The organism is Lentilactobacillus sunkii DSM 19904, assembly GCF_001435575.1.
Lineage (GTDB): Bacteria > Bacillota > Bacilli > Lactobacillales > Lactobacillaceae > Lentilactobacillus > Lentilactobacillus sunkii.
In genome coordinates, this window is sequence record NZ_AZEA01000032.1 from 1 (window position 1) to 21,087 (window position 21,087).

Below are 21,087 nucleotides of genomic sequence, written 5' to 3' on the forward strand. Positions count from 1 at the left end.
TGGATTCACCAACAACAGTTGACGAAGAGCCCAAATTTTAAACTAATAAATTAGTCTTCAATTGGTGTAACGTTAGCAGCTTGTGGTCCACGGTCGCTGTCTTCAACGTCAAGGGTAACTTTTTGGCCTTCGTCTAATGACTTGAAGCCGTCTTTGTTAATAGCTGAGAAGTGAACAAATACGTCACCATCGTCAGTAGTAATGAAGCCATAACCTTTATCAGCGTTGAACCATTTAACAGTACCTTGTTTCATAATATATGAAACCTCCTTGCGCTTTTAGCGCATAATTATATTTTAATGCATCAAGTTGCAGTGATTCCAAGGAGTTATTTCATAAAACTATAAAACAAATACCTTTGAAAATCGAACTCTTAAACACATTAGCTATAATATACCAACATCCTAACTCAATGTCAAATTAGATCGAGATTTTTTCAAACTTATGAAGCTTGTGCCTGCTTTACAGCGACAGGTTCAACCTTGATGGCATCTTTATCTTCAACGACTTTGAAGTCTTTTGCGTCCGGATTCTGCAGATAACTATTTGTTAATTTATCTGTAATTTCCTTTGTGATGACTCTGTGCATTGGACGAGCGCCAAGTTCCTTGCTGTAACCCATGTCAACTAACTTATTCTTGGCATCGTTGGTTACATCAAAGTGAATACCTCGTGACTTGTCGACTAAGTGGTTCAAATCAGCAAGCATCAAGTCGAGAATCTTCAGTAGATCAGGCTTGGTTAATGAGTTGAATTGAACAATGTCGTCAATTCGGTTCAAGAACTCAAGCTTGAAGTATGGCTTTAATCTGTCAATGACGTTTTCTTTGTCATCGACGTCGTTTTGACCGGCATTACTGGTCATAATGATGACGGTGTTGCTAAAGTCAACGGTTCGGCCTTGAGCATCCGACAAACGACCATCATCCAAAATCTGCAGCAACAGATTTAATACATCTGGGTGAGCTTTTTCAATTTCATCCAATAGAATCAAGCTGTATGGGTGACGACGAACCTGTTCGGTCAAACGGCCGCCTTCTTCGTAGCCAACGTAACCAGGTGCAGAACCAATCAACTTGCTGGCACTGATCTTATCCATATATTCTGACATATCATATCTGAACATGGCTTTGGTGGTACCAAATAATTCTTTGGCAAGTGCTTTGGCAGTTTGGGTCTTACCAACTCCGGTAGGGCCGACAAACAGGAAGCTGCCGATTGGCCGGTTACCTTCAGTAAACCCGACTCGGCTACGACGAATAGCGGCAGAAATAGCATCCAATGCTTTGTTCTGGCCAATAACTTCTTTCTTCAAGTCCTTGTCCAAATTATTCAGCTGGTTAACTTCGTTCTTGTTAACATCAGTCACAGGAACACCAGTGATTCGTTCAACAACAGATTGAATAATGGCAGGAGTAACCTTTGGTGTTTCAACCTTGGTACCATTGTCGATATTCTTGATCTGTTCTTCGACTTTGTCCAACTTGTCACGTAACTTCGCAGCCTGTTCGAAATCGTCTTTCTTGGCTGCTGCGGCTTTGTCTTTTTCAAGTTGTTCAGATTCCTGCTGTAGAGTTGACTTGTCTTTGGTAAGAGATGAACCCATGGCAACCTTTGCACCGGCTTGGTCAATTAAGTCAATCGCTTTGTCCGGGTTCATTCGATCCTGAATGTAACGGTTGCTTAATGTGACAGCTGCCTTTAAAGCATCAGCAGTATATTGAACGTGGTGGAATTTCTCATATTTAGGAGCCAAGCCTTTGATAATGGTCAAAGTGTCTTTTTCACTTGGTTCATTTACCATGATTGGTTGGAATCGACGGGCAAGTGCCTGGTCTTTTTCAATATCACGGTATTCATTGCTGGTAGTAGCACCGATTAACTGGAAGTCGCCACGAGCCAACTTTGGCTTTAAAATGTTGCCGGCATCCATCTTGTCACCTTCACCGGTTGAGCCTGCTCCGATAATCTGATGGATTTCATCAATGAATAAAATGACGTTCTTATCTTTAGATACGGCGTCAATTAATTTCTTCATCCGTTCCTCAAATTGGCCACGAATACCAGTCCCTTGTACCAAGGAGACAACATCAATCGAGATGATCTTCTTGTTGAGGAGCTTTTCAGAAACATCGCCGGCGACAATCTTTTGTGCCAATCCTTCGACAACGGCCGTCTTACCAACACCGGCTTCACCGATTAAGACAGGGTTGTTCTTGGTCCGGCGACTGAGAACTTCTTCCATCTGTTCAATTTCTTTATCACGGCCGATAACCGGATCCAACTTGCCGTCTTTAGCCATTTTAGTTAAATCAGTTCCATATTCATCTAACAAACTTTTCTTTTGTTGAGGCCTGCGTTCTTGAACTTGAATGGGTTGTTGATTTGATTGCTGACGACCGTTGGAATCCGACATCGCATTCCTGAAGAATGGGTCGTTGAAAATGTCATCAAAACCGTTAGTTCCAAAAATATCGTTATTCATATGCAATACCCCCGTATTCTAAATGATTTTTAACGTTTATTTTAAAAAGTGTTCAAGTGGGGCGAACATTCATTCCCCTCTCGAACAACTATATAGTATCATATATTTGTAATGTGTTCAAGATTTTAGCTCAATATTTATATGTATAAAACGCCTTTATATCAACGTTCTAAAAAATATTTCAAAATAAAATTAGCACTTAATTGTATTAAGTGCTAACAAATTAAGTAATGCTATTTAACTTATATCAAGTACAGCTAGTCAGTTATTTCAAATGTAAATTCAACTGAATCTTTGAGCGTGTCATGGACTGTGCACAGATGAATGGTATCTTCGATGAATTTATCGTTGCCGGCCTTATCCAAGTTGGTCTTACAGGTTAATTTGACATGAATGCTTTTGACTCGTGACGATTTATCCGGGAAGCGTTCAGTTTCACCCGTAACCTCAACTTCAAATTTTTCGATTTTGACGTGGGAACTGGGACTGTGAACTATCGATGCCGCACTGGCACCCAGACATGCACCAACTGAACCGAGCAGATACTGAACTGGATTGGGACCGGCATCGGTTCCCCGAAATTTGGTTGGTTCGTCAGCAACGAATTGGTGAACGCCGGCTGTATTGATGGTTTGTGAGCCGATGTCGCGTAATGTGGTATGAACATTATAAATAGCCATGATAAATTTCTCCCTTTAATTATGATTTGGTTTACACTCTAAATATATGTTATTTTGTAGACAAACAAAACAGAAACGCTTACGAAAGGTTAACCAATTCAATGAAAACACTCATACTGATTTCCCATCCCAAATTCGAAGATTCAAGTACTCAGCAATTTTTGAAAACCAGTTTTTACTCACTTGATGATGTGAAGTATCAGGTCATTGATGAACTATATTCAGAGACTGACGGCATCGATCTTGAGAAGGAACAGACCGCTCTAAAGAACTTTGACAGGATCGTTTTTCAGTTTCCAATGTATTGGTATTCATCTCCGGCAAGTCTGAAACAATTTATGGACGATGTCTTTACCCGAAACTATATAGTAGCCAACCGATCATTGAAGACTAAAGAACTGGGCATTGTGGTCACACTCGGGGATACTGAATCTGATTTTCAAGCAGGCGGTGCCGAACAGTTCACGATTTCAGAATTGCTGCGTCCATTTCAGGCATTTGCCCATAAAGCAGGGATGCAATATTTGAAACCGTTTGTTGTGAACCAGTTCGCCTACATGGATCCTGATCAGAAAGAAAAATTGTTGGTTGATTATCTGCAGTATTTGAGTGCGGACATGCCGTTAAGTTTGGCGAGCCGTGAAAAGTGGCTGGTGGAACGACTGCAGGCCACCAAGGAAAGTAAAACCGATGATCAGCAGCAGGCAATCGACTTGGTGATCAATTCGATTGAGGATCAGCAGAATAATGTGGAAAGCTTAAAAGAAGACGTCAAAATGATTCGGGATCAGGAGGAATAGCGGATGAACGATACGACAGAGTGGTTGATCAAACAGCTGTCAGAGCTAAAAAATGAAGATCAATCCTTTATTAACAAGTCAATTTACCAAGGGGCAATTGAGCTCACAAAAGAACAGGAAAAAAGAGCCCAGCAGTCTCAAGATGAGCTGGACGGAAGGGTGTGGAGCCCAGACAAGTGGTAGAGTGCGAGCGAGAGCGGTTAGCAACCGAAGCGTAAGCGGACTTCGGGGAAAATCGAGTTTGATTTCACCCGAAGTTGACTTACGTGCAGGTTGCTGCTCTCGGGAACACGTTTAGAGTGCGACGAGACCCGGGAGGCCCGGTTTCTAAGGGTACTTTGGTTTAAACCCTGGCCTTGGGTTTGAATCAAAGTACCCTTAGAAGTTAGGGCCTGGGTCATCGGAGCACATTTAATCCAAATAACAGTAAACCAAAGCCCAAAGCCCAAAGCCCAAAGCCCAGAGCCCAGAGCCCATCAACCCACACCACCCGCAAAAACCGTGCAGACACACCCCCAAGTGTCACCACGGCTTTTTTCATCCAATCAGTGATAAACTATAACCGATAATAATGTGAGGGGTGAATCAAATGGACATGGTATTACTACTTACCATCATCTTGGCAGCCGTGGTGTTGGCGAATATATTGGCACGGCATATTACGGTCATTCCCCTACCGTTTTTCCTGATTGTATTGGGCGGATTATTGGCAGCACTTCCAGTTTATCGAAATTTTGAACTGGATCCCTCGACGTTTGCGCTGGCAATTATTGCGCCGATGCTGTTCAATGAAGCCCAGAACAGTTCGAGATTTTGGATTGGCCGGTCAATCACCAACATTTTGTCGCTGGCTGTCGGGCTGGTATTAGTTACCGTATTGGCGGTCGGATCAGGGCTGCATATGGCGATGACCATTTTGCCGCTCACCTTGTGCTTTGCACTGCTGGCGATTGTCACGCCTACCGATGCTTCAGCGGTTAATTCAATTTTCGAGGCAAATCCAATTGCTGAAGAGCAGGCCGGAATTCTGCAGCATGAGTCATTGTTCAACGATGCAGCCGGTATTGTGCTGTTTGATTTATCATTGACCGCATTTGTTTCCGGAACCTTTTCATTAAAGCTCGCCGTTGGCATGTTCCTTTGGGAATTTCTGGGTGGGTTGTTATTTGGTAGTCTGATCGGAGTTGCCATTGTCAGTGCTCGATTGTTCCTGATTCGCTACAATGACGATACGCCGCTTATCATGGTGCTGATTCAACTGATGTCGCCATTCTTGGTTTATTTATTAGCCGAAAAATTAGCATTGTCAGGCATCCTGGCGGTTGTGGCTGCCGGATTGGTCCAGGGTTCTGAGAGAGAAAAGCTTCGATTAACGTCTTCGCGGATGCAGCTGGTTACCAGCAATGTCTGGGAGATCGTATCCGGCGTTTTGTCTGGAACAGTGTTTGTGCTTTTGGGTCTGTCATTACCGGAAGTTATCAAGGCACTGCACCAGTCACCAAATCCGGATTTGAATATTTTTAAATTAATTTTGATTGGTGTCGGCGTATACCTTACCAAAGGATTGCTGCGACTGGTTTGGAGCCGTTACATGATCAAACGTCGTGTTAAATCGAACCATGAGTGGCGTGACAGCCTCGTCATGGCGCTTAGTGGTGCCAACGGGACAATTACCTTATCACTTGCCTTCTCGATGCCTAACACGGTCAACGGGCAGCCATTTGAGTTCCGGGGCATTATGATTTTTATTGCCGCGGTGGTTATTTTGACCAGTTTAGTAATGCCGACAATTTTTGTGCCGGTTATTTTACCAACCCAAGATAAGGCAAAGCCTCGTTATCGCTGGGTCAAACGGATGATTCAAGCAGCAATCAGTGATCTTCTGAAAGAAAAAGAACATCAAGCTGAAGCGCAAATTGTCATTGATTCACTGCAGCAGCAGTTGGTGCTCGATAGTACACCGAATTTCCATCTGCGCAGGCAGCTGATGGGGGATGCCCATCGAGTTGAACTCAATACGGTTAAACAGATGTTTGATGACGGCAAAATTTCAGAAGATGAATTGACATATTATACAAAGTTCTTGAATTTAAACAATTTTTCCGCAGATGAAAAAATCTGGAAAAATGTTTTGCTGAGAATTAGATTTAGTCTTCACGTTGGCAGATTGTATAAGGATTTAAATCGGGCACAGGAGGCTTTTCTGACTGCCCCGGTGGCCTTGGAAGAGGTTTACTGGCGTGAACAGTTCGAAAAGCATGGTGAAAACATTTTGCCGATTGAAGAGGCTGGCTTCAACGCCGTTATGGACTTCTTGAAAACCAAACAGGGTGATAACGGTGTTGAGACCAACATGGTTAAAAGATTCTATCGAACCCGGCATAGGAGAATCAACGGGGAGGATGTCGATATGAACATCGTGTACCAAATGTTCATGCGAGCCTTCCATAGTGAATACGAGCTGATTCAAGAGTCGCTGCAAAACGGCAAGATTGATTCCGCCCTAGCAGAAAAATTACAGTCACGAATTTCAATTGATGAAATGAATTATCTCCAGAATACGGAGGTGTTCAGAGATTAGAGTGTGAGCCAAGCCGTTTAGCTTCCGAGCATTAGTGTAATAACGGTCTTTAACGCGCTCCTTTGCGTTGAAGGCCGTTATTGGACTAAGCGGAGAAAGCTGGCTTGGCGAACACGTTTCGGCTATATTGCCTAGAACCCAGAACATAACATTCTGATAAAAAGTAATTCCACCATATTTCAGTAAAACGGCCATCAATGAACAAGAATCGTTCATTGATGGCCGTTTTGGCCTTATGTGTAGCGATTAGGGTCGTCGCCCACAGGACTAGGTGCTGCACGATGTTTGCGGCCGTCTGCGCTCTATTCAAAAAAATACCTTTACTTCAAGTACACTCGAAGATATAAACTCAAGATGTGAATTTGAAATAAAAATAAAAGAGGGTAAATCATGAAGTATCGAAATTTAGGCAAACAAGGTCTCAAAGTAAGTGAATTAGCGTTGGGCAGTTGGATGACCGATGTCAGCGATTCTGCAAAGCAGGATCTTGCCGACCAAAGCTTGAAACTCGCATATAGCAAGGGAATCAATTTCTTTGACTGCGCCGATGCGTACAGTGGTGGGGCGGCTGAACGATTTCTGGGAAAAGCACTGAAAGAATTTCCGCGTAAAGAAATCGTTCTTTCAAGTAAGGTCTATTTCTCGACAGGTTCTGGTGTAAATGATCGTGGCCTTTCAAGAAAACATATTATGGAATCCATCGATCAGTCATTGACCAACTTACAGACCGATTACTTGGACCTTTACTTCTGCCACCGTTTTGACCCCAACACCCCGTTGGAAGAAACGTTAACTGCGTTGAGTGATTTGGTCGATCAAGGCAAGATTCTTTACTATGGTGTCAGCGAGTGGCGGCCAGTTCAAATTTTGGAGGCTCAGTTGGTTATTCAAAAGTTGGGCTTGCATCCAATGTCAGTCGTTCAGCCACAGTACAATATGTTTGATCGTTACATTGAACATGAACTGATGGATGTTTGTGGCAAATTTGGATTGGGAATCGTACCATTTTCACCGCTGTCTCAAGGGCTGTTAACAGGGAAGTACCGTAAGGGTCAGAAGATTCCTGCGGGTTCCAGAGCAACATACCAGGATCAGATTCAAGCGTTGTTAACTGATGACAATTTGGATAAAGTTGAAGCACTCATTAAAATGGCCGGCGAATTGGATACTGATTTGGCAACCTTTGCCCTGGCATGGACAAAACGTGATCCTCGAATCAGCAGTTTGATTACCGGGGCAAGCAAGCCGAGTCAACTGGAAAATAATCTTAAAGCAGTTGATTTACAGATTCCGGAAGAATACTTTGGCCGGATTGATAAGCTGTTTGGATTCAAGAAGTTTGAACGTCACATCGGATAAAAACAGGCTGACCGCAATATTGAACTTTTCGGTCAGCCTGATTCATTTTCTATTTATCTGTTGAAGTGTCTTCTGGATCCGGATATCCCGGTGCCCAGTGATTAATTGGACCAAATTTGTGACCGACTTGAATTTCGTTTTCGATGGCAATATCCACAAACTTCTTAGCAATCCGAACAGCAGTCTCGACATCGTTGCCTCGTGCCAATTCAGCTGCAATACAAGCAGAAAGGCTGTCTCCGGTACCGTTTTTACGATCGGTATCGAAGAAGTCACCTGTCAGCCAGAAGCTTTCGCCTGACTCAAGTAACACATAGTCGGACACTTCTTTTTGACCTGGATGGTGATGGCTTCCCTTGATCATGATGTTATCGGCACCCAAATCTTTGAGTTTTTGAGCGGCCTTGATCATGTCATCTTTGGTATTGATTTCCATCTCAGCCAGCTTTTGGGCCTCAAAGAAGTTGGGGGTGATGACAGTTGCTAAAGGAATCAACTCGTCACGAAGCGTCTTATAGGCACTTTCTTCCAGCAGCATGTTTCCGTGTTTAGTGGTAATAACGGGATCGACAACCAACGGACCAAAGTCGTATTTTTGATAATTTTTGATGACCGTTCGGATCAATTCGGTATCAGCCAGCATCCCGGTTTTACTTGCTTTAACCTGATAATCGTCGGCCAAGTCTTTGAACTCCTGGTCGATAAATGAGGTTGGCAGCGTCACAGAATCATGGATTCCATAGCTGTTACCGGCAACCGCTGCGGTCATAACCGCGGTCCCGTAGATGTGGCGCCTGAAAAATGTATGTAAATCAGCTTGCATGCCTGCGCTGCCATCGCTGTCAGAGCCTGCAATTGTCAATGCTTGTGGGTATTGTTCTGTCAAATTAATCACCTCAACTATTCATTTAATTATTAAGGATACCACATTTAATTAGAAATTATACAGAAACCGCAGATTGATTTGCGTTCCGACCTAAAGTTGTATTATAATAATTTAGTCTATTGGAATTATGAAATCGTAATACAAAATAAGGAGAGTCTAATTATGCGAATTTGTCATCCACACGGCGTACAAGGACGTCGTCCAGTTAACCGTAAAAAAGATATCAAACGAAACAAAGAATTATCAGACTTGCAACATTTCTTGAAGCAAAAGCCTGCTAAGTAATCGTTTGTAAAAAGCCAACCGGAATTTTCCGGTTGGCTTTTCTTTTACTCTGTTGCAACGGCCTCGAATGCTTCAACATCCTTTTCAGTACCAATGATGGTCACAACGTCACCTGCTTTAGTGATTGTTGATTGATTTGGAATAATGGCACCTTCCTCGTCAGCGTGAGAAAGGGCAATTACAGAAATTTTATATCGATTTGTTAAATTCAGTTCATTGAGAGTTTTATTAAACAGTTTTGGATTGGTCAATTCGAATTCAACAACCGACAATTCTCCCTTTAGCTTCAAGTCATTGAGAATTTTCGGTTCCATGACGTGCAGGGCGATCCTTTCGCCCATGTCGCGTTCAGGCTGAATGACTTCATCCGCACCCAGCTTTTCCAAGACTTTGGCATGACGGGCATTCTCAGCTTTACATACGAGGTGTTTGACACCCAGTTCTTCACAAATCATGGTGGTCATGATGCTGGCTTCCAAATCCGTTCCGATGGCAACAAAGACGTTGTCAAAGTTACCAATTCCAAGCTGTTTTAAAGCCAATTCATTTTGAGTGTCGGCAACAATGGCTTCGGTGGCCGTGTCCCGAAATTCATTGACTCGATTTTCATTTTTATCAACGACTAAGACCTCTTGATCGTGTTCCAGTAAGGTGTTGACGATGCTGGAACCAAAAAGGCCGAGGCCGATGACGGCGTAATTTTGTTTCATGTGGGGTGCTCCTTTTTTTGTTGGTTCATTTGTGGTTTAGATTCTTTTGGTTATATAAGGTATGAAGCTTTTATGTTAGTTACTGCTCCCTTCGTCCTCTGAAACGTGTTCCGACGACCCTGACCCCTACTGTGTAAGTCTGAAATTGTGATAATGAACTAAAACCGTTCATCATCACAATTTCAGGCTTACACTCCGGGGCCACCCGGGTCTCGTCACACTCTTACCGAAACGTGTTCCCCAAGCCAGCTTCCTCCGNTCTGAAATTGTGATAATGAACTAAAACCGTTCATCATCACAATTTCAGGCTTACACTCCGGGGCCACCCGGGTCTCGTCACACTCTTACCGAAACGTGTTCCCCAAGCCAGCTTCCTCCGCTTTATCCAATAACAAGTCCCAATGCGAAACCCGCATTGAAACTTGTTATTACATAAATGCTCCGACGGCGTGACAATGCCTAGTAGCTAACCGGCTTGGCTCACACTCTTACCGAAACGTGCTTCCCAGAGCAGTAACCTGCACCTAAGCCAACTTCGGGAGAAATCAAACTCGATTTCCCCCAAAGTCAGCTTAGGCTCCGACGGCCATGAAATTGCCTAGCCTACTTGGCGGTTACTAACCGCTCTGCTCAGCACTCTTTACCCGATCATCACATTCTCCTCCGGATACCTGAACGCATCTTCCGGTCGTTTTGACGTTAACAGTGAATACATCACAGTGAAGATTCCGACTCTTCCCATGAACATTAATACGGCGAAGATCAATTTGCCGATGACGCTCAAGTGGGCGACTAGGCCCAGGCTGAATCCGGTTGTTCCAAATGCCGAGACGACATCGAACATAATATATTCGAGTCCCTGTGTTTTTGGAACTGTTTCAGTGAATGTTAGTATCATGGTCGCTATCGATAAGACGACTGCAACCAGAAAGACCAGTGAAAGTGATCGGGTGACATTATCGTTACTGAAACGTCTGCCCCAAAACGTTGCGTCCCGCTTTCCACGGAGAGTTGACCACACTCTGATCAGCAGAATTCCGACCGTGGTGGTTTTGATACCACCGGCGGTTGACCCTGGGGTTCCACCAATTAGCATCAAGATCATCGTAAAGAACGTACCGCCCATCGTGATGTGGGTGACCGGCAACGTGTAAAAGCCTGCCGTTCGTGGGGTTACAGCCAAAAACCAAGTATTCATGATGCGTTGGAATGTCGTCAAATGGCTTCCTTGGCTAAAATTACCCTCAGTCAGCATATACACAACAAAGCTGAGGAGAATCAATCCCAAATAAGTCGTCAGGGCTAATTTGGTATGCAGGCTCAATCGGTGGTCTTCGTGATAGAAGATGATATCTTTCCAGACCAGGAACCCCAGTGAACCTGAAATAATCAAAATAGTCAGGACAAACAACAGGTATGGATCGTTTTGGAACCGCTCAAGACTGTTGTCATACAAATCAAAGCCGGCGTTACAGAAGGCACTGATTGAATGGAAAATACTATACCCCAAGCCCTTCACAAAGCCATAGCGGGGATAGAAATCGATGAATATCAATCCGGTGCCCAACACTTGAATTGCCAATGAAATTCGAACAACCAAAAAAACAACCGTGCTGGTATTGGCAAACGACGACAAGTTCAATGATTGTTGCGTCAGCAAGCGAGTGGTCAGATCAACTTTTCGTCGCATGAAAACAAACAGCAGAACGGCAAAGGTCATAAAACCCAAGCCCCCAATTTCCACCAGCATCAAAATCACAATTTTGCCAAAGATGCTCCAATGTAAAGCAGTGTTCACCACCGTCATTCCTGTGACACAGGTGGCCGAAGTCGCGGTAAAAAACGCGTTGATATAACTGGTCATGTGACCGGATTTACTAGAGATTGGTAATGACAACAAAAAAGTTCCCACGAGGATAATGATAAAGAATCCCAATGTTAATATCTGCGGCAGTGCCAACCTGGTCTTCAAGTTCAATGAATCAGAACCTTTCACTTAGCAAAACTGCTAATTTCTAAAATGAATTACACCTGTATTATCGCACATTCCCAGAATCCACCCAACTCCATGGCAAAAATAGACTATAATATTGTTAAATACGTGATTGTGAGGGATAGATTTTATGCTGATAAAAAATGTGCATATTGAAAACGCTGAAAAAACCAGCGACGTCAAAATTGAAGACGGCAAGTTCGTTAAAATTGGTCCTTCAATTGAGCCGACGGATGGCGAACAGGTTATCGATGCGACGGACAAATTATTACTTCCACCATTTGTTGATCCGCATGTCCATCTGGATGCCACCCAAACTGCCGGTGATCCTGAATGGAACCAGTCCGGGACACTTTTTGACGGTATTCGAATTTGGAGTGAGCGAAAGAAAAAGCTCACAATTGACGATGTGAAGACTCGGGCCAAGAAAGCCCTTAAGATTCAAGTTGCCAACGGTATTCAGTTTGTCAGAAGCCACGTTGACGTGACTGATCCGGATTTGACCGCATTGAAAGCCTTGATTGAAGTCCGAGATGAAGTTGCCGACCAAGTTGAATTACAACTGGTCGCTTTCCCACAAGAAGGAATTTTATCCTACCCCAACGGTAAGGAATTAATGATTGCTGCAGCCGACATGGGAGCCGACGTCATCGGCGGGATTCCTCATTTTGAGTTTACCCGTGACTACGGTGTCGAATCGCTGAAGTTCTTGATGAAGGTTGCCGAGAGCAAAGGTAAGTTAGTCGACGTTCATTGTGATGAAATTGATGATCCGGAATCCCGCAACCTCGAAGTTCTGGCTACTTTGGCACTTGAAAGCGGCATGGGCGATAAAGTGACGGCCAGTCACACGACCGCCATGGGTTCATACAATGATGCTTACACCTACAAATTGTTCCGGCTGCTTAAAATGTCTCATATTAACTTTATCGCCAATCCGTTGGTTAACACCAATCTTGGTGGCCGTTTCGATACGTATCCAAAGCGTCGGGGGATGACCCGGGTAAAGGAATTATCTGAAGATGGGATTAATGTCGCATTTGGTGAGGATGACATCAAAGATCCTTGGTATCCAATGGGCAACGGTAATATGCTTGATCCGGTTGAGATGGGAATCCACGTTGGGCATTTGATGGGTTACGACGATATTATGAATTCATATCAATTTGTTACCACCAACGCCGCAAAAGCGATGCATGTTTCCGGCCATTATGGCATCAAGGTTGGCAAGCCTGCTAACTGTATTATTATGAACAATAATAACTTCTATAACGCTCTCAACGAACGCTCAGAAATTCTATACTCGATTCACGATGGCAAAATTTTGGTTGAAACAAAGCCAAAGCAGGTTACAAATCATTTTAACGATTAACAAAAAATACACTGAGGTTACTCCTGAAAGATTTCTTTCAGAAATGAACTCAGTGTATTTTTTAATCAAGCCTAATTGGCTTTCTTTTTCTTCACGACAGTCGACTTCTTAACTGCAGCCGGCTTTTTCTTGGGAACCATTGCAGCTTTCTTAGCGGCAGCGGCTTCCTTGCGTTTCCGGGAACGTTCCTTCAAAATGTCTTTGAGGGCAGTGATGTCTTCTTCGTGCAGATCCTTCCAAGATTTGTATGAAGTGTTGGTGTCGGTATCGGTGGGCTTAAGGCCAGTATCCAACCAGAACAAGGCTTCAGTCAGACTTGGGAAGTTGTGCATCCAAAGCGTCTGACCATTCTCGGAGTCAAATGCAACGTAAGAACGGGCGTGGCGCTGTAAAAATGTATGCTTTCGAATTTTGAAAGCTTCGCGTTTCCTTGTTAACCGATAATCAGGTAAAATGTATTTACCTTGTTTTTTTAATCGGGGAAAACGTTCGTTTATTTGATCAGACTGGTCTTTTAGAAGCGCTTTGGCCTCTTCAACCGTGATCAATGTGGCTTTAGTTTGGGTCATATTAAATTTGCCCCCTTTATTTAACATTTTCGCATAGATTTATCTAATTGCAAAGTAGATAGAAACATTATAAATAATAATTAACATTTTTTCTTAAATTTTTACATTAGGAGCCGTCATTTTCATGAAATATTATGCAGTCAAAAAAGGAAGAAAGACTGGGATTTTCACAACCTGGCCGGAAGCAGAAAAAAAGGTTAAGGGATTTTCCGGTGCGCAATATAAGAGCTTCAAGACCCGTTCAGAAGCCGAAGCATATTTGGGTGGCCAGAAAAATTCCACAAGTCCCCTTAAATCTCACAAATCACATAAGCAACATAAATCTCATCCCAAAAGTAAAATAAAAAATGATGCAGCCGATTATCGTGGTGAAGTCATTGTATATACTGACGGAGGCTCCAGAAATCACGGCAATGTCCGTGGTGGACACGTCAAAGCCAGCGATAAGGCCGCTTGGGCATTTCTGATTAAAGAAGGTAATCAGAAACATTCAAAGTCCGGCGGTGAGTTTGGTGCCACCAACAACAGAATGGAGATTATGGCCCTTCTGGAGGCACTTAAGTATCTCCGGAGTAAAGATATGCAGGATGACCAAATCGACGTCATAATGGACTCTAAGTACGTCCTAGACGCAATTCAAAAGGGATGGCTTGCCGGATGGCGTCGTCGTGGTTGGACCAAGGCAGACGGCTCAAAGCTCCAGAATAAACAATTGTGGCAGAGCATTGATGCCAATCTCAGCCATTTCCAAAAGATTCAGTATTACTGGACCAAGGGCCATGCGGATGACGAAGGCAATATCTTTGTCGACCATTTGTTGAACAAAACGATGGATAAAATGGGCAAAAAAAGTCCTCAGCCAACTGGAACTCATCAGCCGATTAACCAACCGGCAAACAAGCCCAGCCACACTAAGGACCGGGCACCTATCAAAAAGTCCAAGCAGGGACCACGGACCAGCACTTCAGTCAGTGATATTGAAGAGAGCCTCAAGCAGCTTGGATTATTTGATGATGACAACGATTAATGATGCATATGATTGGTTGAGTGATAACGGCGATCAACTTCTTTACTCCAGAAGCCACCGGATAATTGGACCGGTTCTTGAACCATGATAAAAGCATCCGGGGAGATTTCTTTAATTTGTTCCATCAGCCGGCGATCTGCTTTTCGTGGAGCCAGAATACTGAGAACCAGCCGGGCACCGGCACGGCCTTCAGCACGGCTGACAGTGACACCGTAACCCAGGTCCCGCAACTTTTCAGCCAGCTGTTCATTATGGGCGTGAATTGGGTTGGTTGGATCAATCTGAACGGTAACTTCAAAGTTGACATAGCCAAGCGCAATTTTATCTTCAATGATGATTCCGATGTAAATACCAACCCCAAACCCGACCGCATATGCGGCGATGTTTAATGGGCTGTCAATGTGCTGCAGGGCAATGGCCAGGGCCATCACGTAGATGAACTCTTCACCGACCGCCACGATTGGTGCCAGGAATTGATGGCCTTTAACAACCAGCATGGTTCTGAAGGTATTAATCGAAATGTATAAAGCGTTTAATACAAAAATTGTGACTGCAAGTTTCATTAATTGTTTTCCTCCCGATTGCTTTATATTTAGTTTATCACTTTTGCAAATGATATTACTAAAAAGGACGCTATATCCTATTGGAATAGGCATTGATAAATTGTTAACGTTGACAACTATTGTATTTAACGGTATTCTATGATTTGAATAATATTAAAAAGTAAGGGTTGCTGACCTAATGAATAATATTAATTTAATCCCATATCTGACATTCGAAAACACCAAGGAAGCCTTGGATTATTATCAGACTGTCTTTGGTATCACGGATGTTCAGCGCGAATCACCAACTGAAAAACAGGCAGAAGACATGTCACTTAATGCGGATGTCAATCTCGACGACCTTACACTCCAGGCAAGCTTTAAAGTTTTAGGCAAGCAGGTTTTTTGTGCTGACAGCTTTTTAGGCAAGCCCGTTGTTTCATCATTGATTTCGTTAATGTTTGAAGTTGACCTGCACGATTCCGATGCGCTTTCCGATCTTCAGGATTTATATGAGCGGGTTGTCGAATCCGAAGAAGTCAAAGTAATTGTAACTTTTGAAAAGAAATCGTCCGGCAACAAGTACGGACAGATTGTAGACAAGTATGGCATCACATGGATTTTTAACGCGGTAAAGTAGTTCAAGGCAGTGGTTGGGACTGAAAACATGATTATTGTTTTCGGTTCTTTTTTTACAAAGGGGTGCTTAAAATGACCGACTTTTCAAACATCAAAGGGGTATTATTTGATCTCAACGGCATTATTACCGATTCCTGGCTCTATCACAGTAAATCCTGGCGACAGGTAGCTGAAAGTATCGGGATTCAGTGGAGTTCCAAACTGGAAGAAGCCATCAAAGGCCGGGACCGAATTGATTCACTTAATGCGATTCTTAAATCAGGGGGAATGGAGAACCGGTATTCCGAGCAAGAAAAAGAAGCATTTGCTGATAAAAAGAATGATATTTATCAGCAAATGCTTGAGATTATGAACCCGAAAGATATTTTACCGGGGATTCATGATTTTTTGGCTGAATTGCGCCAAAATGATTATCAAATGATTATTGCCTCCGCATCGGCAAATGCGCCTAAAGAAATTAAAAAGCTTGATTTGGAAGACTATTTTCCACTGATCGTTGATCTTAAGGAAATCAAACATAACAAGCCGGCTCCCGATGTTTATCTGAAGGCGGCTGAAATGCTGAACCTGGATGTGGATCAGTGCATCGGCATTGATGATGGTATCGTTGGCGTTGAATCAATTAACGCTGCCAACGTTGTTTCAATTGGTATCGGTGATCCGAAGGTGTTGTCCATGGCCGATATCAACTTCACTTCGACCAAAGATTTGACCTTGACCAATATCCGTCAGAATTGGCCTAAGTGATCGGTTAAGTAATGCTTCAAGACGACTGCCTGATTATTCTCGCGGTCTTTGGCACCGTAGAGGAGAATGACATTAGTTGTTTTTAAATGTTCACCGATTAATTTGATAAAATCCGATGTCTTTGGGTTGTCGTCAAGTTCTGCGATATACTTGGTTTTGAAATCCGGAAATTTTTCAGGATCATGTGAGAACCATTTGCGCAATTCTTTTGATGGGGCAATTTCTTTTTCCCATTCATCGAGCTTAGCGTTGACCTTTGAAATTCCCCGTGGCCATAAGCGGTCGACTAAGACTCGGTAACCTGACAAATCTTGTGGTTTATCATAAATTCGCTCTAATTTTAATTCCATATGATGACCTCCATTATTATTTTGAAAGGGATGGTTGATTTGGACCAAGACCCATTTTATTCCAGCAGCACAACTGACCAGATTTCCAAACAGATGTTGGGGATGCTGCTTACATATGATTCTCCAAAGGGACGCGTCGGCGGTTGGATTGTTGAGACTGAAGCCTATATGGGGCAAAAAGACTCTGCTGCCCATGCGTTTAAAGGTAGGCGGACTGCTTCCAACGAGCCGCTTTACGGTCCTCCGGGTACAGTGTACATCTATTCCATCCATGGGCGATATCTGCTGGATGTGGCAGCTCAGGAAAAAGATACCCCTCAAGGAGTGCTCATCCGAGCCATTGAGCCAACAATCGGCTTGGATATCATGGAACATAACCGGACCCGCCATGGCGTCGATTTAACCAACGGTCCCGGAAAGCTGATGGAAGCTTTTGGTATCAGCGACAAAACAATGAACATGGAAATCTTTGGTGATAGTAAATTGAACATCCATCAGCGAGATAAAAAGACCCCGGCTCTAATTGAAGAATCCAATCGAATTGGGGTCGCAAATCAAGGCAGTTGGGCAACCAAGCCGCTGAGATATTTTGTTAAGGGCAATCCCTATGTTTCAGGAATCAAGAAACGTGATGTTAATTTGGATACGCACGGTTGGTGCTAATTGTTTCGGTGGGCAATCTTAGCTGACACCGCACTTGCGATGGCGCCGACAATATCATCAATAAATGTATTGGATGTGCCGTCTTTGGCTTCGTCCAATTTTTTTGTAATCCCGGTTTTCTCACGGTCGATATAACCATAATTGGTAATGCCAATTGTGCCATAGATATTGGCAATGTTAAGGGCAATCCCTTCGTCAACACCGAAGACGCCGGAGTCGTTCATGATAATACTTTCAAGAGGTTCCTTGATTTTGCCTTCCGTGGCCAGTCGATCAAGTTCCAAGCCAACCATGGCGTTGTTCAAAACTTCCCGCTTGTGGAGGACATCAAGGGTATCTTTTTTGACCTCTTCCATTTGGATATTGGGGACATATTCTTTTTGAAGATTGTAGGCCATTTCGGCGATATCTTCATATGTAACACCACGTTCTTTGAGCGTCTCAGTTACAAATTTGTAGGCAGCGGTGTCAGGAAATCTAAAATTTTTGTTGTTCATGATATCATTCCTTTCTTTACAAAAGATGGAACAAATTGGTGCCTAATGAGTTCTATAATTTCATTTTAGTATAAACAAACGGCCGGGACAAATTCCCGGCCGTTTTGTTTAATTTGATATTAAAGTAAATATTTAGCATCAATGTCAGGGTCTTGAGAAGTCAAGATCTTAGGACCATCTTTGGTGATTGCCAAAGTGTGTTCGTACTGAGCTGAAGGAGTTCCATCAGCTGAGACGTAATAAGTCCAGTCATCTTTCTTGTCGTAACGATCGGCAATTTCCCATGTACCTGTGTTAACCATTGGTTCGATGGTGATGGTCATACCTTCCTTTAAACGAAGGCCTTGACCTGGGACACCATATGCAGGAACGTTTGGCTCTTCATGGATTGAAGGCTGGATACCATGGCCGATCAGTTCACGGACATCACCCATGTGGTTTTCGTCTTCAACGTAAGTCTGAACTGCGTTACCAATATCACCGAGACGGTTACCGATAACAGCTTGGTCAATACCGAGGTATAAACCTTTGCGGGTAACTTCCATCAATTTCTTGATTTCATCACTCACGTCACCAACGGCGTATGTCCAGCATGAATCACTTTCAAAGCCGTCTTTGTTAACACACATATCAACCTTGAGGATGTCGCCGTTCTTCAGCTTCAATCCTTTACGGGGAATGCCATGGGCAACTTCATCGTTGATTGAAATACATGTGGCAAATTTGTAGCCGTCAAAGCCCATTTCTGAAGGGTAGGCGTTATGTTCCTTAATATAACGGCGGGCAAACAATTCAATATCCCAAGTATCCAAGCCGGGCTTGATCATTTTGCGGAGTTCCTTATGAACACCGGCCAAAACTGCCCCTGACTCAGCCATCTTTTCAATTTCACGTGGTGATTTTAATGTAATCAATGTTTTACTTCCTTTTTTTAATCAATCTTATTAAGCACTAGTCTATTAAAACATAAAAAATGGCCAACCGGCCACATTTTAACTTATTCCATCAATGATTCCCTTTTGGAGGGCTTCCAAGATTAATTTAACTTCTGTGATCTTTGAATCAACCAGGTATTGCATTGTTTCGTCCTTATCTTTCTTAGCGGAACTCATTTGATCATTTAAAAACTTGAGTTGTGAATGAAGATATTCTGTTAAGTTCATGGTATCACCTCTCCAATTACTCTTTATCTATATTATATCCTAATAATCAATAGTTTACATTAAATCGGAATTTTTACAAATGTTTTGTTTGTAGATTGTAAAGATTCTAATGTAAGACCTATAATGATAACAGGAGGGGATAAAAATGGTTAAAAATATTTGGTTGCGTTGGTTCTTTGTACTGTTGTATTTCGTAATGGGCATCCTTTTGTATATGGGCATGAACATGGTGGTCATGTATCTGATGGTCCTCGGGATGTTTTTGGAAGCTTTGTTTAGTTTGATTGGGTATTATCATAGCAAATAAAATAATCGTGAGTGGATCCGGAGGTGACCGTAATGACAAAATATTATCTGGGTGTCGATCTTGCCGGCACAAACATTAAAGCTGGATTGTTTGCGGATAGTTTTCAAACAGTTAAGAAAGTACATAGACCGACACATGAAGAGCAGGGGGCAGATGCAGTCCTGAACCGGATTTGGTCATCCTGTGAAGATTTGATGGCCGATGCCGGTGTCACGTCAGATGACATTGCTGCAGCTGGATTTGGCATTCCCGGCCAGATGGATATCCAGAAAGGCATTTCCATTTTTTCGCCGAACTTTACCGATTGGCAGAATGTTCCGGTTGTTCAATGGTTTCAGAATAAGCTGGGCAAACCGGTCTTCATTGATAACGATGTTCGAGTTCATCTATATGGTGAGACCACTTTTGGGGCTGGAAAAGGTCATCAAAATGTCGTCCTGGTCGCGATTGGTACCGGACTTGGGGCTGCTGTGATGATCGATGGTCATGTGTTGTATGGTGCATCGAACAGCGTGGGGGAGATTGGTCACATGAACATGTATCGACACGGACGACCATGTGCATGCGGCAGTTCCGGCTGTTTAGGACGGTATGTGTCTGCACGGGGAATAGTCAAAACGATGCACGACAAACTCTCTGAAGGACAAACGAGCATCGTTAGTCAGTGGGTGGTGCAAGGTGAAGAGATGACAACGAAGCTGATTTCGAAAGCTGTTGCCCAGGGTGATGAAACGGCCACAGAAGTGTTCAAAGAAACCGGCGAGCTGTTGGGATTTGGTCTGAGCAATGTCATCAACTTGTACAACCCTGAAGAACTCATCTTAGGCGGTGGGGTGTCGGCTGCGGGTGAAGCTTTGTTCAAGGACACTCGCGAAACCATTGCCCATCATTCGTTGCAGGTTGCCCAAAATGCATGCAAGGTGTCAATGGCGCAGTTGGGTGATGAAGCCGGAATGATCGGTGCGGCAGTGTATGCTAGTCGGAAATTAAATAGATCGATGTAAAAAGGCATTCAACCGGTTATGGTTGAATGTCTTTTTGGGTTGGTTGTTTTTGGTAATGTTGTTTGGTATTTAAATGGATGGTAACTGTTAAAGGTACTTTAATTTAATCTTCAAGGGTTTCAGTCAAAGCATCCTTAGAAACTGCATCTCCCATTGCTCGTCGCTCACTATTCTGAGGACAGCTCCGACGGCCGGCTGAAAGCCTGCCTAGCCTACCTGGCGACGACCCTGGTCCCTGCTACATAAGCAAAAGACACCAACGATGAACAAAGTTCGTTCATCATTAGTGTCTTTTACTTATGCTCCGGGACCAACCAGGTCTCGTCGCTCACTAAACGTGTTTCGACGACCCAGATGCTAACTTCTAAGCCAACTTTGATTCAAACCCAAAACCAGGGTTTAAACCAAAGTTACCTTAGAAACCGCAT

The 21,087-nt window shown here is 43.3% G+C and carries 24 protein-coding genes; 12 read left to right on the plus strand and 12 right to left on the minus strand.

Features of this window, described 5'->3' with window-relative positions; translation table 11 throughout:
• Positions 1–50 precede the first annotated feature (50 nt).
• The 3 genes from FD17_RS11885 to FD17_RS11895 form a co-directional block, all read right to left on the minus strand.
• Positions 51–254 carry a cold-shock protein gene (locus FD17_RS11885; RefSeq protein ID WP_013728822.1) on the minus strand — a complete coding sequence of 68 codons (204 nt, stop codon included), beginning with the start codon at positions 252–254 and terminating at the stop codon, positions 51–53.
• A gap of 188 nt (positions 255–442) precedes the next feature.
• Positions 443–2,485 carry an ATP-dependent Clp protease ATP-binding subunit gene (locus FD17_RS11890; protein ID WP_057826397.1) on the minus strand — a complete coding sequence of 681 codons (2,043 nt, stop codon included), beginning with the start codon at positions 2,483–2,485 and terminating at the stop codon, positions 443–445.
• A gap of 257 nt (positions 2,486–2,742) precedes the next feature.
• Complete coding sequence (locus tag FD17_RS11895; protein ID WP_057826398.1) at positions 2,743–3,165, minus strand: OsmC family protein; 423 nt, start codon at positions 3,163–3,165, stop codon at positions 2,743–2,745.
• A gap of 101 nt (positions 3,166–3,266) precedes the next feature.
• On the opposite strand from FD17_RS11895, the gene FD17_RS11900 reads away from it, so the two are divergent.
• The 4 genes from FD17_RS11900 (at position 3,267) to FD17_RS11915 (ending at position 7,905) form a co-directional block, all read left to right on the plus strand.
• Positions 3,267–3,965 (plus strand): NAD(P)H-dependent oxidoreductase, encoded by a 699-nt coding sequence (locus FD17_RS11900; protein WP_057826399.1) that lies wholly within the window; start codon positions 3,267–3,269, stop codon positions 3,963–3,965.
• Positions 3,966–3,968: 3 nt separating this feature from the next.
• The gene (locus FD17_RS11905) at positions 3,969–4,148 is read left to right on the plus strand and encodes a hypothetical protein (RefSeq protein WP_057826400.1); all 180 of its coding nucleotides are present in this window, start codon (positions 3,969–3,971) and stop codon (positions 4,146–4,148) included.
• A gap of 406 nt (positions 4,149–4,554) precedes the next feature.
• Positions 4,555–6,546, plus strand: coding sequence for a cation:proton antiporter (locus FD17_RS11910; protein ID WP_057826401.1), 1,992 nt, complete (start codon positions 4,555–4,557; stop codon positions 6,544–6,546).
• A gap of 390 nt (positions 6,547–6,936) precedes the next feature.
• A complete protein-coding gene (locus FD17_RS11915) occupies positions 6,937–7,905 on the plus strand; it encodes an aldo/keto reductase family protein (protein WP_057826402.1) in 969 nt (322 codons plus the stop codon).
• Positions 7,906–7,954: 49 nt separating this feature from the next.
• Here FD17_RS11915 and thiD read toward each other — a convergent pair whose 3' ends face one another.
• Positions 7,955–8,791 carry a bifunctional hydroxymethylpyrimidine kinase/phosphomethylpyrimidine kinase gene (gene thiD / locus FD17_RS11920; protein ID WP_141737018.1) on the minus strand — a complete coding sequence of 279 codons (837 nt, stop codon included), beginning with the start codon at positions 8,789–8,791 and terminating at the stop codon, positions 7,955–7,957.
• Between the two features lie 162 nt (positions 8,792–8,953).
• On the opposite strand from thiD, the gene FD17_RS13520 reads away from it, so the two are divergent.
• On the plus strand, positions 8,954–9,076 hold the full coding sequence (locus FD17_RS13520; RefSeq protein WP_013728814.1) for a hypothetical protein: 123 nt from the start codon (positions 8,954–8,956) through the stop codon (positions 9,074–9,076).
• A gap of 44 nt (positions 9,077–9,120) precedes the next feature.
• Here the strand turns inward: FD17_RS13520 and FD17_RS11925 are convergent, their stop codons facing one another.
• Positions 9,121–9,786, minus strand: coding sequence for a potassium channel family protein (locus FD17_RS11925; RefSeq protein ID WP_057826404.1), 666 nt, complete (start codon positions 9,784–9,786; stop codon positions 9,121–9,123).
• A gap of 640 nt (positions 9,787–10,426) precedes the next feature.
• Positions 10,427–11,782, minus strand: a complete 1,356-nt coding sequence (locus FD17_RS11930; protein WP_420864826.1) for a TrkH family potassium uptake protein — start codon at positions 11,780–11,782, stop codon at positions 10,427–10,429.
• Positions 11,783–11,909: 127 nt separating this feature from the next.
• Between FD17_RS11930 and codA the strand changes: the two genes are divergently transcribed.
• A complete protein-coding gene (codA, locus tag FD17_RS11935) occupies positions 11,910–13,151 on the plus strand; it encodes a cytosine deaminase (RefSeq protein ID WP_057826405.1) in 1,242 nt (413 codons plus the stop codon).
• 71 nt (positions 13,152–13,222) lie between these two features.
• On the opposite strand, the gene FD17_RS11940 is transcribed toward codA, so the two are convergent.
• The gene (locus FD17_RS11940) at positions 13,223–13,720 is read right to left on the minus strand and encodes a hypothetical protein (RefSeq protein ID WP_057826406.1); all 498 of its coding nucleotides are present in this window, start codon (positions 13,718–13,720) and stop codon (positions 13,223–13,225) included.
• 124 nt (positions 13,721–13,844) lie between these two features.
• Between FD17_RS11940 and FD17_RS11945 the strand changes: the two genes are divergently transcribed.
• Positions 13,845–14,747, plus strand: a complete 903-nt coding sequence (locus FD17_RS11945) for a ribonuclease H family protein (protein WP_057826407.1) — start codon at positions 13,845–13,847, stop codon at positions 14,745–14,747.
• Here the strand turns inward: FD17_RS11945 and FD17_RS11950 are convergent.
• Positions 14,744–15,310: a DUF2179 domain-containing protein gene (locus FD17_RS11950; RefSeq protein ID WP_057826408.1), complete on the minus strand. Its 567-nt coding sequence runs from the start codon at positions 15,308–15,310 to the stop codon at positions 14,744–14,746. The genes FD17_RS11945 and FD17_RS11950 overlap by 4 nt on opposite strands.
• A 178-nt stretch (positions 15,311–15,488) precedes the next feature.
• On the opposite strand from FD17_RS11950, the gene FD17_RS11955 reads away from it, so the two are divergent.
• A complete protein-coding gene (locus tag FD17_RS11955; protein WP_057826409.1) occupies positions 15,489–15,929 on the plus strand; it encodes a VOC family protein in 441 nt (146 codons plus the stop codon).
• A 71-nt stretch (positions 15,930–16,000) separates the two neighbouring features.
• Positions 16,001–16,675 carry a beta-phosphoglucomutase gene (pgmB, locus tag FD17_RS11960; protein WP_057826410.1) on the plus strand — a complete coding sequence of 225 codons (675 nt, stop codon included), beginning with the start codon at positions 16,001–16,003 and terminating at the stop codon, positions 16,673–16,675.
• On the opposite strand, the gene FD17_RS11965 is transcribed toward pgmB, so the two are convergent.
• The gene (locus tag FD17_RS11965; protein WP_057826411.1) at positions 16,657–17,025 is read right to left on the minus strand and encodes a DUF488 domain-containing protein; all 369 of its coding nucleotides are present in this window, start codon (positions 17,023–17,025) and stop codon (positions 16,657–16,659) included. The two genes, pgmB and FD17_RS11965, sit on opposite strands and share 19 nt — an antisense overlap.
• A gap of 30 nt (positions 17,026–17,055) precedes the next feature.
• Here FD17_RS11965 and FD17_RS11970 point away from each other — a divergent pair, with 30 nt between their 5' ends.
• Complete coding sequence (locus FD17_RS11970) at positions 17,056–17,688, plus strand: DNA-3-methyladenine glycosylase (protein ID WP_057826416.1); 633 nt, start codon at positions 17,056–17,058, stop codon at positions 17,686–17,688.
• Here FD17_RS11970 and FD17_RS11975 read toward each other — a convergent pair.
• From FD17_RS11975 to FD17_RS13350, 3 genes are all read right to left on the minus strand, one after another.
• Entirely contained in the window at positions 17,685–18,185 is a 501-nt protein-coding gene (locus tag FD17_RS11975) for a phosphatidylglycerophosphatase A family protein (protein ID WP_057826412.1), read from the minus strand. The genes FD17_RS11970 and FD17_RS11975 overlap by 4 nt on opposite strands.
• 119 nt (positions 18,186–18,304) lie before the next feature.
• Positions 18,305–19,099 (minus strand): type I methionyl aminopeptidase, encoded by a 795-nt coding sequence (gene map, locus FD17_RS11980; RefSeq protein ID WP_057826413.1) that lies wholly within the window; start codon positions 19,097–19,099, stop codon positions 18,305–18,307.
• Positions 19,100–19,177: 78 nt separating this feature from the next.
• A complete protein-coding gene (locus tag FD17_RS13350; RefSeq protein WP_013728796.1) occupies positions 19,178–19,348 on the minus strand; it encodes a hypothetical protein in 171 nt (56 codons plus the stop codon).
• Positions 19,349–19,493: 145 nt separating this feature from the next.
• Here FD17_RS13350 and FD17_RS13355 point away from each other — a divergent pair, with 145 nt between their 5' ends.
• Both FD17_RS13355 and FD17_RS11985 read left to right on the plus strand, forming a co-directional pair.
• Positions 19,494–19,655, plus strand: coding sequence for a hypothetical protein (locus FD17_RS13355; protein ID WP_164479013.1), 162 nt, complete (start codon positions 19,494–19,496; stop codon positions 19,653–19,655).
• Between the two features lie 32 nt (positions 19,656–19,687).
• Positions 19,688–20,659, plus strand: coding sequence for an ROK family protein (locus FD17_RS11985; protein ID WP_057826414.1), 972 nt, complete (start codon positions 19,688–19,690; stop codon positions 20,657–20,659).
• Positions 20,660–21,087 lie beyond the last annotated feature (428 nt).